Origin of the sequence: Vibrio harveyi (genome assembly GCF_030060435.1) — a bacterium.
GTDB classification, from domain to species: Bacteria; Pseudomonadota; Gammaproteobacteria; order Enterobacterales; family Vibrionaceae; genus Vibrio; species Vibrio harveyi.
Window position 1 is genome coordinate 1,699,676 of the sequence record NZ_CP125876.1, and the last position, 13,517, is coordinate 1,713,192.

General features: G+C 44.4%; 13 protein-coding genes. 9 read left to right on the forward strand and 4 right to left on the reverse strand.

Features of this window, described 5'->3' with window-relative positions; translation table 11 throughout:
* Positions 1 to 152: 152 nt before the first annotated feature.
* On the forward strand, positions 153 to 2,273 hold the full coding sequence (gene nrdD, locus QMY49_RS24150) for an anaerobic ribonucleoside-triphosphate reductase (RefSeq protein WP_005427114.1): 2,121 nt from the start codon (positions 153 to 155) through the stop codon (positions 2,271 to 2,273).
* Between the two features lie 85 nt (positions 2,274 to 2,358).
* On the forward strand, positions 2,359 to 2,829 hold the full coding sequence (nrdG, locus tag QMY49_RS24155) for an anaerobic ribonucleoside-triphosphate reductase-activating protein (protein ID WP_283314888.1): 471 nt from the start codon (positions 2,359 to 2,361) through the stop codon (positions 2,827 to 2,829).
* Between the two features lie 147 nt (positions 2,830 to 2,976).
* On the opposite strand, the gene QMY49_RS24160 is transcribed toward nrdG, so the two are convergent.
* On the reverse strand, positions 2,977 to 4,362 hold the full coding sequence (locus tag QMY49_RS24160) for an MATE family efflux transporter (protein WP_283314890.1): 1,386 nt from the start codon (positions 4,360 to 4,362) through the stop codon (positions 2,977 to 2,979).
* A gap of 155 nt (positions 4,363 to 4,517) precedes the next feature.
* Here QMY49_RS24160 and QMY49_RS24165 point away from each other — a divergent pair, with 155 nt between their 5' ends.
* The 3 genes from QMY49_RS24165 to QMY49_RS24175 all read left to right on the forward strand — a co-directional run bounded on the left by QMY49_RS24165 (position 4,518) and on the right by QMY49_RS24175 (position 7,408).
* On the forward strand, positions 4,518 to 5,375 hold the full coding sequence (locus QMY49_RS24165; protein WP_009696622.1) for an AraC family transcriptional regulator: 858 nt from the start codon (positions 4,518 to 4,520) through the stop codon (positions 5,373 to 5,375).
* Positions 5,376 to 5,530: 155 nt separating this feature from the next.
* The gene (locus QMY49_RS24170) at positions 5,531 to 6,718 is read left to right on the forward strand and encodes an amino acid aminotransferase (RefSeq protein ID WP_283314892.1); all 1,188 of its coding nucleotides are present in this window, start codon (positions 5,531 to 5,533) and stop codon (positions 6,716 to 6,718) included.
* A gap of 12 nt (positions 6,719 to 6,730) precedes the next feature.
* Positions 6,731 to 7,408 carry a putative ATP-dependent zinc protease gene (locus tag QMY49_RS24175; protein WP_283314894.1) on the forward strand — a complete coding sequence of 226 codons (678 nt, stop codon included), beginning with the start codon at positions 6,731 to 6,733 and terminating at the stop codon, positions 7,406 to 7,408.
* Positions 7,409 to 7,515: 107 nt separating this feature from the next.
* Here the strand turns inward: QMY49_RS24175 and QMY49_RS24180 are convergent, their stop codons facing one another.
* Both QMY49_RS24180 and QMY49_RS24185 read right to left on the reverse strand, forming a co-directional pair.
* A complete protein-coding gene (locus QMY49_RS24180) occupies positions 7,516 to 8,052 on the reverse strand; it encodes a hypothetical protein (protein ID WP_005446887.1) in 537 nt (178 codons plus the stop codon).
* Positions 8,053 to 8,214: 162 nt separating this feature from the next.
* Entirely contained in the window at positions 8,215 to 8,586 is a 372-nt protein-coding gene (locus tag QMY49_RS24185) for a YgiW/YdeI family stress tolerance OB fold protein (RefSeq protein WP_005427087.1), read from the reverse strand.
* 164 nt (positions 8,587 to 8,750) lie between these two features.
* On the opposite strand from QMY49_RS24185, the gene QMY49_RS24190 reads away from it, so the two are divergent.
* The 4 genes from QMY49_RS24190 to modC all read left to right on the forward strand — a co-directional run bounded on the left by QMY49_RS24190 (position 8,751) and on the right by modC (position 12,850).
* Complete coding sequence (locus QMY49_RS24190) at positions 8,751 to 10,202, forward strand: cobyric acid synthase (RefSeq protein ID WP_283314898.1); 1,452 nt, start codon at positions 8,751 to 8,753, stop codon at positions 10,200 to 10,202.
* 90 nt (positions 10,203 to 10,292) lie between these two features.
* Complete coding sequence (gene modA, locus QMY49_RS24195) at positions 10,293 to 11,045, forward strand: molybdate ABC transporter substrate-binding protein (protein WP_283314900.1); 753 nt, start codon at positions 10,293 to 10,295, stop codon at positions 11,043 to 11,045.
* A gap of 12 nt (positions 11,046 to 11,057) precedes the next feature.
* Positions 11,058 to 11,747, forward strand: coding sequence for a molybdate ABC transporter permease subunit (modB, locus tag QMY49_RS24200; protein WP_005446883.1), 690 nt, complete (start codon positions 11,058 to 11,060; stop codon positions 11,745 to 11,747).
* Positions 11,744 to 12,850: a molybdenum ABC transporter ATP-binding protein ModC gene (modC, locus tag QMY49_RS24205; protein WP_283314904.1), complete on the forward strand. Its 1,107-nt coding sequence runs from the start codon at positions 11,744 to 11,746 to the stop codon at positions 12,848 to 12,850. The genes modB and modC overlap by 4 nt, the downstream gene beginning before the upstream one ends.
* 63 nt (positions 12,851 to 12,913) lie before the next feature.
* Here the strand turns inward: modC and QMY49_RS24210 are convergent, their stop codons facing one another.
* Positions 12,914 to 13,351 (reverse strand): DUF3069 domain-containing protein, encoded by a 438-nt coding sequence (locus QMY49_RS24210; protein WP_005446880.1) that lies wholly within the window; start codon positions 13,349 to 13,351, stop codon positions 12,914 to 12,916.
* Positions 13,352 to 13,517: the final 166 nt, after the last annotated feature.

Genomic DNA, 13,517 nt, shown 5'->3' on the forward strand with positions numbered 1-13,517 from the left:
TCGCTACCCATTTTTTATTGATCAAAATCAATGTTTTCAATTGGTGCTTCTCGTTAAATACGCCACAATATATTGTGTCAGCAGAATAAAAAATAACCCCATATAGTGTATTTGTGGATAACTCTGTGAGTATGCTGGGGTAAGGAGAAAAAGTGAAACCAATCGTAATCAAGCGTGACGGCTCAAGAGCTCCGTTCAACAGGGATCGTATACAAGCAGCAGTAGAAGCTGCAGCGGAAAACAAAGACAAAGATGTCGCCATTTATGCACTAAATGTTGCTCTGGCAGTTGAGTTACAGCTTCAGGATCACGATGAAGTTCACATCCATGAGATTCAAGACTTAGTCGAAAATGAACTCATGCAAGGTCCTTACAAAGCCCTAGCACGTTCTTACATTGAATACCGCCACGATCGCGACATCGCTCGTGAGAAGCAAAGCGCGCTAACTCGCGAAATCGAAGGTCTGATTGAAGAAAGTAACCTAGACCTAATCAACGAGAACGCGAACAAAGACGGCAAAGTGATTCCTACTCAACGTGACTTGTTGGCTGGTATCGTTGCGAAACACTACGCGAAGACACACATCCTTCCTCGCGATGTGGTTCAAGCACACGAAGTGGGTGACATTCACTACCACGATTTGGATTACGCTCCGTTCTTCCCAATGTTTAACTGTATGCTTATCGATCTTAAAGGCATGCTAACGCACGGCTTTAAAATGGGTAACGCTGAGATTGATACTCCTAAATCAATCTCGACTGCAACAGCAGTAACGGCACAGATCATTGCTCAAGTAGCGAGCCACATTTACGGCGGCACAACCATCAACCGTATTGATGAAGTTCTAGAACCGTACGTAATCACAAGCTACGAAAAACATCTAGAGATCGCAAAAGAGTGGAACATTGCTGAGCCAGAAGAGTTCGCAAAAGCGCGCACAGAGAAAGAGTGTTACGACGCGTTCCAATCTCTAGAATACGAAGTAAACACGCTACACACAGCGAACGGTCAAACACCATTCGTTACGTTCGGTTTTGGTCTTGGAACAAGCTGGGCATCACGCCTTATCCAGAAGTCTATTCTGAAGAACCGTATTGCAGGTCTAGGTAAGAACCGTAAAACAGCGGTATTCCCTAAACTGGTATTCGGCATCAAAGATGGCTTGAACCACAAATCAGAAGATCCAAACTACGACATCAAGCAACTTGCGCTTGAGTGTGCGTCTAAGCGTATGTACCCAGACATTCTTAACTACGACAAAGTAGTGGAAGTAACGGGTTCATTCAAAACACCTATGGGCTGTCGTAGCTTCCTTGGTACTTACGAAGAAAACGGCGAGCTGATTCACGAAGGTCGTAACAACCTAGGCGTAGTGAGCTTGAACCTTCCTCGTATCGCTATCCGTGCAAACGGCAGTGAAGAGAAATTCTACGAGCTTCTAAACGATCGCTTACGTCTTGCTCGTAAAGCACTAGAAACACGTATCTCTCGTCTAGAAAACGTGAAAGCACGTGTTGCTCCGATCCTTTACATGGAAGGTGCGTGTGGTGTTCGCCTGAAAGCAGACGACTCAATCGCAGATATCTTCAAGAACGGTCGTGCGTCTATTTCTCTTGGTTACATCGGTGTACACGAGACAATTAACGCGCTATTCGGTACAGAAGCGCACGTTTATGATGACGCTGTTCTACGTGAAAAAGCAGTAGCAATCATCAAGCACCTGAAAGACACAGTAAACGGTTGGGCAGAAGATACTGGTTACGGTTTCAGCCTATACGCAACGCCAAGTGAAAACCTATGTAGCCGTTTCTGCCGCATCGACGCGAAAGAGTTCGGTGTAATTGAAGGCGTAACAGACAAAGGTTACTACACCAACAGCTTCCACCTAGATGTTGAGAAGAAGGTGAACCCATACGACAAGATCGACTTTGAGATGCCTTACCCAGAAATCTCAAGCGGCGGCTTTATCTGTTACGGCGAGTTCCCGAACATGCAACGTAACGTTGAAGCACTAGAAAACGTATGGGACTACAGTTACACCCGCGTACCTTACTACGGTACAAACACGCCAATTGATGAGTGTTACGAGTGTGGCTACAACGGTGAGTTTGACTGTACAAGTAAAGGCTTCACTTGCCCAAGCTGTGGCAACCACGATTCAACCAAAGTGTCAGTGACACGCCGTGTTTGTGGCTACCTAGGCAGCCCAGATGCGCGTCCGTTTAACTTCGGTAAGCAAGAAGAAGTGAAGCGTCGAGTTAAGCACCTGTAAGGTTTACTTAAGCTCGAACCCAATAATGAAAATCAACCTGTCGTGGGTTGATTTTCTTTTCTAGCCAGCAAAACAAGGCACGATTATGAACTACCACCAATACTATCCAATTGACGTTGTTAACGGACCAGGTACACGCTGCACGCTGTTTGTGTCGGGCTGTGTACACCAGTGCCGTGGCTGTTATAACCAGTCGACGCAACGCTTGGATTCTGGTGTGTTTTTCACGCAAGAAGCAGAAGACAAAATCATTGCAGACCTAAACGACACGCGCATCAAACGTCGTGGTTTATCTCTGTCTGGTGGTGATCCTTTGCATCCAGCGAACGTGCCGCATATTCTTAAGCTTGTAAAACGCGTAAGAGAAGAGTGCCCAGGCAAAGATATTTGGGTTTGGACAGGTTACACGCTTGAAGAGCTAGACGATGAGCAGCGCGAAGTGACGCAATACATCGACACATTAATCGATGGCAAATACGAGCAAGATAAACGAGACCTCAACCTAGAATGGCGAGGCAGCTCGAATCAAATTATCCATCGATTTACTGAGCTTTAAGCGTTCCAACTCAAGAAAAGCCAAACATAAAAAGGGCACATTCGGATATTTCGAATGTGCCCTTTTGGTGTGAGTTCTTTTTAAGCTTTGATTGATGAAGTCGTTCTGTTTTGAGCTCAACTCAACAACTATAGCATAACGATGCAGTTACGCTGTCACACTAGTGTCATCATCAACCATGTTATTAATCCATCGCTTAGACTGAATTCGGTGAGTCGTTAGAATGCCTTTTACTAATTCTTCGACCAGTAGGGACATCAACACCCAATGCAGTGGTAAACCTAACACCATCCCAGTGTAGTAGGTAAGTGGAATACCAATCGCCCATTGACCAAACGTGTCAATGAAGATGCTATAGCGAATATCAGCGCCGCTCTTTAATACGCCTCCGATACCAACCATATTAAACACTCGCAGTATCATGCCTAATGCGAGTACCAAACATACATTTAACGCCATTTGTTTGTCTGTGAGCGGGCTCATCTCTAACAAATTCAAAATCAAAGGTGAACAAATCCATACGGCAAAGAACAAAATGGTTGCCAACACTGCGCTCGTTAATACATACCACCAAGCGGTTTTCTCTACACGGTCATATTCTTGAGCACCAATGTCATTACCCAGAAGTACAGAGGCTGCGACAGCAAATCCCATAAAGGTTGAAATCAATACGCCTTCAATTGGTGATAGGAACGAGATAATCGCCAGTTCTGTTACGCCCAACTGACCATAAATGATGCTGTAGACAATCAAACCGCCAGTCCACAACGCATCGTGGATCAGCATTGGCATAGAAACTTTGAAATATTTGTTTCGGTACTTCTTTACTGTGCCTTCAAGCCAATCTGAGCGAGTAGGAAGCAGATGTGAATATCGGCGACAAAAGAAATAAACCAGCACCGCAGTTTGGAAAAAGCGTGAGATAAAAGTACCGACTGCAGCCCCAAATACTCCCCATTGTGGAAATCCTAGCAAGCCAAAGATCAAAACGGCATTGAGGAAGACATTCACAACGATAGCGGCAATACTGACGTAAGTTGGCATCTTTGCCTCACCGACGGACCTCAACACTGATTCAATAGGAACAACAACTGCTGTGCCTATCAAACTCAAACCTGTGACGACTAAGTATTCTCTCGCATAACCAACATACTCAGGATCGTCCGCCATAAAAGAGACGATCTCTTTGTCATAAACCATATAGAGCCAGATGAATGGCAGAGTCACCACTAGCGAAATAAACCAAGATTGGGCGAGCGTTCTGCGTATGCCAGAGAGGTTTCCAGAGCCATAGTATTGAGAGGCTAAAACCGTTACTGCACCACACAATCCAAACACCACGGCGAGATTAAAGAAAAAGATTCGGTTACCAACGCCAACCGCCGCTGTTGCTGATTCACCTAACTGACTCACCATAAAAATGTCCACCGCGCCGAGCAGTGAAAACAGCATGGATTGGAGCGATACAGGAACGCCGATCGCAATCAGTTTTTTCCAAAATGCTTTGTCTATGTATTGACGTGTTAAGAGCATCGCATTTCTCCTCTAAGAACAATGCGAGTAGTTTATCCGTATGATTTGGCGGTGTATTTTTCGAAGACATCCAAAAGTTTTGTCAAACTATCCAGTGTTTATCGGTGGTTTGATAGAACACGTTTGCCGTGAGTGCATTTGTGAGCCATCGAATCATGGAAGAGAAGCAAGAACGTTACACCATTTCAGAAAAGACCTATCAAGAGTTCATCGACCACACTCGCGTGCTTGCTCTTGAAGAAAGAGGCATCGTCCAATGTGGAATTGCTACTTGTCGAGAGTTCTTTTCCGTTTATCGCAAAAACCAGAAGAAACACATGTTGTTGTACACGGTTCGTGGCAAAGGCTGGTTAGAGAGCGGAGCCTGTCGTTATGAACTGGAGCCCGGATCGTTGGTGATCGTGCCAGCAGGTATTGAAAATGGCTTTGGAATGGAAGACGAAACGTGGCAAATCGCATGGGTGTTTCTCTCACAAGACAAAGAATGGTCGATGGTGAATGATGAGATTGAGTATCAACTTACACCAGCGCCAGAAGTGATGTATTTCTGTATTCAGACTCTATTGCGAAGTATCAATCTACCTATCGATTACGGCGGTGAAGTCGGTGCACACAGTGTTGCCCAGTTAGAGCTCATGCTGAATATGCCGCACTCAGATTCCATATCACGCAACCAGTTAAAGTTGCGCCGCGTATTCGATTTGGTTCAGAGACAACTCCATAAAGAATGGACGGTAGAACAACTTGCAGCCCTGTACCCATGTTCTGAACCCCACTTGCATCGTTTGACCCAGCAACAGTTTGGGCGAAGCCCAATGGCACACTTAACTCGTATGAGAATGGAATATGCCGCGCGTTTGTTGCGCTCAACAGAGTGGTCAATTCAGCACATCGGTGAAATAGTAGGGTACCCAACAGGCGCAAACTTCAGTACACGATTTAAAGCTTGGTCCAACATGACTCCGCGCGAATTTAGGAAAAACGGTAAGCTAGATTCAAACTTCAATGAGTGAATCGTTCTTTTTATGACCGATTGAGTTCATAAAATTACCTAGGCACCAGAATTTTGTACTCTAATTGGCGAAATGAGTAAAAAATCATTTCGCCATTGTTAACGAAAGTGTTACCGTGAGGTTCGATACTTGAATTTCAAAGGGTTATGACTTTCATGTTTTCTAATCTACCAACTCCCGTATTAGATCCTATTTTATCTCTTTCCGTCGCATACCGCGGCGATGAACGTCCAAACAAGGTTGACCTTGGTATTGGCGTGTACAAAAACAGCACTGGTGAAACGCCAATCATGAAAGCCATTCAAATGGCACAAGAAGTGGTTGTCGGAAACCAAAAGACCAAATCCTACGTTGGGCTTGCAGGCTGTGAAGAATTCAACCAAAGCATGATCGATCTACTTCTGACGGGTACGTCAGCAACAGATCGTGTGGCAGCGATTCAAACGCCCGGTGCAAGCGGTGCGTTGCGTATGCTGGGTGACCTAATGAAGGTTGCACAACCAGATACGACGGTTTGGATTTCAAACCCAAGCTACGTAAACCACAAGCCAGTGATGGAAGCGGCTGGACTTAAGGTGAAGTTCTACCATTACTTCTCACCAGAAACGAAACAAGTTGATACGGCGAAAATGCTAGAAGACCTATCTAAAGCAGGTCCTTCTGACGTCGTGCTTCTGCATGGCTGTTGCCACAACCCAACGGGTGCAGATATTGATTTTTCTGCATGGCAAGCGATTACAGAGCTTTCGCAAAAGAACGGTTTTACTCCGTTTGTAGATATTGCTTACCAAGGTTTTGGTGACGGTCTAGAAGAAGACGCAAAAGGTCTTCGTTTTATGGCTGACAACGTTGAAGAAATGCTGATCACGACTTCATGTTCGAAGAACTTTGGCCTTTACCGCGAACGTACTGGTGCTGCGATTGTGATCGGTAAAAACACGCAAGACGTGGCGAATGCAAAAGGTAAGCTTCTGACGTTAGCACGTTCAACTTACACTATGCCGCCAGATCACGGTGCAGCATTGGTGAAAACCATTCTTCAAGATGCCAACCTTACTTCAGTTTGGAAACAAGAATTGAACGAAATGCAGCAACGCTTGCTGAATCTTCGTCAAACTTTGTGTAACGAATTGAGAAACAACCATAATACAGATCAATTTGATTTCATCGAGAGCCACAAAGGCATGTTTACTGTGCTAGGCTTTAGTGAAAACCAAATGGCGCAACTGCGTGAAGATTATGGCATTTATGGTGTCGGTGATGGTCGTATTAACATCGCTGGTTTGACCGAAACTCATATTCCTTACGTTGCTGACGCGATCCAAAAAGTATCTCAACGTTAATTGGGAGAGTTAATGAAGAACTGGAAACTGATTCTGCCGCTAATGATGAGCGGCGGTCTTATTGCTTGTACATCTACACCGACAACCACTGAGCCTGCTGAGCCAGAAACGCCAGTTGTGGAGCAACCGGTAGAGAAGCCGGACGTAAAACCTGAAATCGAGCCAAAACCTGAGGTGAAACCGGAGCAAAAACCGGAAACAAAACCTGAGAAAAAGCCGGAGCCAAAACCAGAAAAGCCAGCTAAGGTTCAAAAAACGCCTGATGGCATGCTGGTCCTTGGTGCAGAAGAATGGGTTTACGTACCAGCGATTGACCGCACATTTAAAGCTCGCATTGATACAGGAGCAACAACGTCTTCTATCAGCGCAACCGAAGTGGTTCCGTTCGAGCGTGATGGTAAAGATTGGGTTCAGTTCAAAATCGATATCAATGGTAAAGCAAGTAAAGAATTTAAACTTCCAGTAGAGCGTTGGGCAAAGATACGTCAGTCTTCTTCGGAAGGTGTTGATAAACGTCCAGTTGTTGTTGCTTACATCCAGGTAGGCGACCTAAAAGAGCAAACCGAGTTTACTCTAACAGAGCGTGGACATATGAAGTTTCCGATGCTCTTAGGACGTAGCTTTTTCCGAGATGTCGCTGTTGTGGATGTATCAAAAAAATACGTTCAAAACAAACCAAGCGGTAAGTAGTTCATCGTTTGGAAACTGAAACAAAAAAAAGCCTCTCAACTGAGAGGCTTTTTTAATTTTTTCAATCAGTTAACCGAGTTTTAGTTCGCTTGGTTAACCTGTAGAAGTTAGTAAGCGAAACGCGCTGACAACACAAGTTGTTGACCGTAAGTACCGTTATCTTTCAAATCAGCACCTAAAGATAACTGTTGAGTCGAATGGAACCTTGCGCCAAGGTTGTAAATCGTTTTTGAATCATCATTATCGATTAATTGGCCAATTCGACCGTGCAATTCGATGTTCTGCATAAACCAAACGCGAGTACCGATGTTAACTTCGGTCTTCCATTCGTCACCGACAAGATCACCACTGTCTTTTTTAATGTTGTGAACCAGCATTTGACCATAGATATCAGCAAACTGACCTGCCGGACCATTAAAGCCAATACCACCGGCGATGTCCCAGTCACCACTGAACTCACTGTCTGCGCGTCCAATAAAATGCGTGTTTTCTGTAAAGTATGTTGTGACTTCGCCGCCAAACGTGCCTGGGCTTGTACCCATGCGGAATTCCATCATGTTGTAATTGAAATTGTTAGCGTGTGCGGCAAGTGGCAAAACAGCGCACAAACCAAAGGTTGCTACCTTTAGAGCTTTACCTAGCATGGGTGTCTCCGGCAAAAAATAATACGAACGAAAAAAAGGTCTGCAAAATGCAAACCAAGATTTACAAAATATCATTATAGGTGTTTCCCGTCACCCTATGCACTAGGACAAAGTGCGCATGATCAATGTTTTATTGCCCAAATTGGCGTTGAACGGGCAGAACTACATCACAACTAAATGTTCGACTTCGATTTCCGGTTTGCTTCCGCCTTCAAACTCACCGAATAGACGTACTTTTGTGGTTTGGTCAATAGGAGTTGTTAGTCGAATATCATCATCCAATTCAACCATGATTTCGCCAGAGCCATCGCTGAAGATAAATTGGTCAGCACGAGTTTGACGTAGTAGATTGCCTTCTACGACAACGTCTTTCTCCGTAAACATGCTTGAGTCTTTGATCAACGCATCCACCTTTTCTACCGTTACAGGTCCATTAAATTGGATGCTTGATTGACCGTGGTTGTGGTCTTTAGCCATTGCAACAGTAGGAGCGATAGCAAGTGCAGCGATAGTAGCGATTACAGTATTTTTCATAATTTGGTTTCTCTATATAGGTGTTCGTTTTTGATGGTGCTATTAAAACAAACCGTATTTGAACCATTACTGATTCGAACATTCATATTCGATTCATTTTCTTGAGTCCGATACTGAGATAACGTTATGATTGTTCACCTTCTTTTTTCTCTTATTAAACGTTCATGAAATCACCAATCCCTTCATTAATGGTACAAGGCACGACTTCTGATGCCGGAAAAAGCGTCCTTGTGGCAGGTTTATGCCGTGTACTAGCCCGTAGAGGGATAAAGGTTGCCCCATTCAAGCCGCAGAACATGGCCTTAAATAGTGCAGTAACCAAAGATGGTGGGGAGATTGGGCGTGCTCAAGCAGTGCAAGCGCAAGCGTGTAATGTCGAACCAACCGTTCACATGAACCCAGTGCTAATCAAACCGAACAGCGATACAGGTGCACAGATCATCTTACAAGGTAAAGCTTTGTCGAACATGGATGCTGTCGGATTTCATGATTACAAAAAAGTGGCAATGGGAACCGTATTGGACTCATTTTCAAAACTGGTGGATGAATACCAATCCGTCATGATTGAAGGAGCAGGCAGTCCGGCAGAGATTAACTTAAGAGAAAATGACATCGCCAACATGGGCTTTGCAGAAGAAGCCGACGTACCCGTTATTATTATCGCGGATATCGACCGTGGTGGTGTGTTTGCCCATCTGTATGGGACGCTAGCGTTACTATCCAAATCTGAACAAGCTCGCGTCAAAGGCTTTGTGGTTAATCGCTTCCGTGGCGACATCAGCTTGCTTGAATCTGGTCTGGATTGGTTAGAAGAGAGAACGGGCAAGCCTGTACTGGGTGTATTGCCGTATCTTCACGGGCTAAACCTCGAAGCAGAAGATGCCATTACGGCACAGCAAGAGCTGTCTTCACAAGTGAAACTCAATGTTGTGGTACCAGTATTAACCCGCATTAGTAATCACACCGATTTTGATGTGTTGCGTCTTAATCCAGACATTAACCTTCGCTACGTTGGCAAGGGCGAAAAGATCGACAAAGCCGACCTCGTGATCTTGCCGGGTACTAAGTCAGTTCGAGACGATTTGGATTATCTACGTAGCCAAGGCTGGGATAAAGACATTCAACGTCACATCCGTCTGGGTGGCAAAGTCATTGGCATTTGTGGTGGTTACCAGATGCTTGGCAACGTAATTGACGACCCAAATGGCGTAGAGGGGCAGCCTGGTCGTAGTGAAGGTCTTGGTTTGTTAGACATCACTACAACTCTAACCGACAGTAAACAGTTAACGCATACACAAGCGCAGCTTTGCCTAAACGGTAAGACAGCAGACGTGAAAGGCTATGAGATTCACGTTGGTCGAACTGAAGTTAAGAGCGCTCAACCTCTCAAGTTAAATTCAGGGGAGGCAGAAGGATCGCTGAGTGAATGTGGCCAAATTATGGGAACTTACCTACACGGGTTCTTCGATGAGGCAGACGTGTTGAGCTTGGTTTCAGAGTGGGTAAACGGCACTCAAATCAAACAACAAGACTTTGAAGAGTTAAAAGAACAGGGCATTAATCGCATTGCGGATGCGATAGAACAACATATGAATCTTGACTTTCTGTTCAAATAAAACCAGTTTTTAACTGTTTGAAGCACAAATAAAAGTGGACAGATAGCTCCACAGTTTCAACTTCTGCCTGCCTAGAACCGGAGTGTTTTTATGAAAGCATGGAAAATACATGCTTGCCTAGTGGCAATATTGAGCGTTTCATCAGCAGCAAACGCAGCAACTGAATTAAAAGTTTACGCAGCTTCGTCAATGACCAACGCGGTCAACGATATTGCACAACAATTCGAGACAAAGTATGACCTAACGGTCACGCCTGTTTATGGGGGTTCTTCGTCTATCGCTCGCCAGATTTTAAACGGCGCACCTGCAGATATTTTTATCTCGGCAAACACTAAGTGGATGGATTACTTAGTAAAATCAAAAGCAGTGAAAAATGACAGTGTCACTAATTTAGTGCGAAATAGCCTAGTTTTGATTGCACCAAAAGCCTCAACAATCGAGCCTTTTGATTTTTCAGATGCAAATGCATGGAACCAAGCATTAGAAGGTAATCGTCTCGCTTTAGGTAACCCTGTATCTGTTCCTGCTGGTATGTACGCGAAAGAATCGCTCACCAACCTTGGTGTTTGGAAGAAACTAGAACGCCAAATTGCACCTGCAAAGAACGTTCGTTTAGCTTTAGCGCTTGTTGAACGTGGCGAAGCCCCATTGGGTGTGGTGTATAAGACGGACGCACTTTTAACAGATAAAGTAAAAGTGGTGGGCGAGTTTGCAAATGACACTCACGCGGACATCATTTACCCAGCAGCGATTGTTAAAGACTCTACGCAATCCGAGCAATTCTTCGAATATTTGAAATCGGACGATGCTAAAAAAGTGTTTGCACAATACGGTTTTCAATAAAAAGGGCACAGAGTGACAGAACTTGAATACCAAGCCTTAATACTGAGCCTTAAAGTTGGAGCATATGCTGTCCTATGGTTGATTCCTTTGGGAATTGCTCTTGCTTGGTTACTTTCACGAAAAGAGTTTATCGGGAAGTCTATTCTAGACAGCTTGATCCATCTGCCATTGGTTTTACCGCCAGTGGTAATTGGTTATCTATTGCTGATCTCGCTTGGTCGTCAAGGCTTTTTGGGGAATTGGCTATATGAACATTTTGGTTTGGTATTCAGCTTCAACTGGAAGGGAGCGGTGGTTGCTTGTGTTGTTGTAGCTCTACCTTTGATGGTGCGTTCCGTCCGTCTGAGTTTAGATAATGTTGACCCGAAACTTGAACATGCCGCATCGACGTTAGGCGCATCACCTTTGAAGGTGTTTTTTACGATCACATTGCCTTTAACCATTCCTGGAATTATTACCGGAACGATGTTGTCTTTTGCCCGTAGCCTTGGTGAATTTGGTGCCACAATCAGCTTTGTTTCTAACATACCAGGCGAAACCCAAACCATTCCTTTGGCGATGTACAACTTCATAGAAACGCCAGGAGCAGAGATAGAAGCTGCTCGTTTGTGCGTTATTTCCATTGCTTTAGCACTGTCGACCTTAATGATCTCTGAATGGTTAAATCGTAAAGCGGCTTCACGTCTGGGAGCTAAGCGATGAGTATCAAAATTCAATTTAAACAATTACTTGGCGAAACTGACTTTGACATTGATCTGACGTTACCGGGTAACGGAATAAGTGCCTTATTTGGTCGCTCAGGAGCAGGAAAAACAACGTTAATCAATGTGATTAGCGGATTGGTCACACCCCAACAAGGCAAAGTGTCCATTGGGGAACATGTTCTTTTCGATAGCGATGTAGGCATTGATTTACCCACGCATAAACGCAGAATCGGTTATGTCTTCCAAGACTCGCGTTTATTCCCGCATTACTCCGTGAAAGGCAATTTACTCTACGGTGTCGTCGAAAAAGACGAAGATTATTTTGATAAGGTGACAGAACTGCTCGCTATTAAGCCGCTACTGAAACGCTTTCCAATCTCTTTATCCGGTGGTGAAAAGCAACGTGTCGCTATTGCAAGAGCGCTTCTTTCCAAGCCTAATCTACTTTTGATGGATGAACCTTTGGCGTCTCTAGATATGCCGCGTAAGCGTGAAGTAATGCCATTTTTGGAAGAGCTGTCTGAGCAAGTCAATATTCCAATCGTATACGTTACGCATAGCTTGCAAGAAATCTTACGTTTAGCGCAGCACCTGTCGATTCTAGACAAGGGTCGAATCATGACGTCTGGCAAGTTAGAAGATGTGTGGGCATCTCATGCCATGCGCCCTTGGCAGTCGTTTTCAGACCACAGTAGTTTGTTTGAAGGAAAGATCGCAACGCATCATGATAAGTACGCATTGACGTGTGTAAAACTCGCGCCATGTGCTTGTTTGTGGGTTCAAAAGGTGGATGGTGAACCTGATACGCCAATTCGTCTTCAAGTGCGTGCGAACGATGTTTCTATTGCATTAGAGAAACCTGTTGGCACCTCTATTCGTAACGTATTGGCAGCAACAGTCGCTTCCATAGAAGAGCTGAATACAGGTGAAGACAAGCAAAGTATTACCGTTTCGCTCAAACTAGATGAAGAGTGCCATTTGTGGGCAACGATTACGCCATGGGCATTGGACGATTTGAACCTAAAAGTCGGCGATGCCGTCTACGCTCAGATAAAAGGCGTAAGTGTTACACAACGAGATATTGCGTTAGCTCATCACTGATTACCAGAACCTCAAATACACAAAAGGCCGCAGATGCGGCCTTTATTTTGAAGAGTTTCGTAATTACTTCACGAATACTTCTTTGAATTCACGTTTAAGAAGAGGATCGCGACGTGCTTTCTTAAGTTGCTTAACCATGTCTTTCACGCAGTTGTGTAGAACATTGTCTAGCAGTTGAGCACGGTAGTCTTCTTTGTCTTCATCTGTCATGTTTTCTGGCAGATTTAGTGTCGGGAATTCTTCCATTACATTTAGGCCAGCAAAAGCTTGACCAACAGATACTAGAGCGTGGAATTGCTCGAAGTTGTCCAGAATGTTTTGTGCACTCGCTGGCATTTCATCCCAAGATGCACGAACAGCTTCTTCAGACACTTCATGGATAGAGGTAACCATCTCGAACATTTGCTCAGGAACTTCGTCAAACTCGATAACTTTGCGCAGTTCTGGAGAAATAGTTTCTAGATCGATTTTTTTACTTTCGTTGTTAGTTGCTTCTGACATGGTAAGTCCTGTTAGTACATAAGTGCGCACATTACTTTTAGTGCATAGTGTAACCAGATTACAGTGGCTCTCGTTACAAAAGGCGGGAATATTAATACCAAATGCATCAAATAGCTACCATAAGAACTATTTGATTACGTGACCGTTCAACAAAAAAATATAGCAC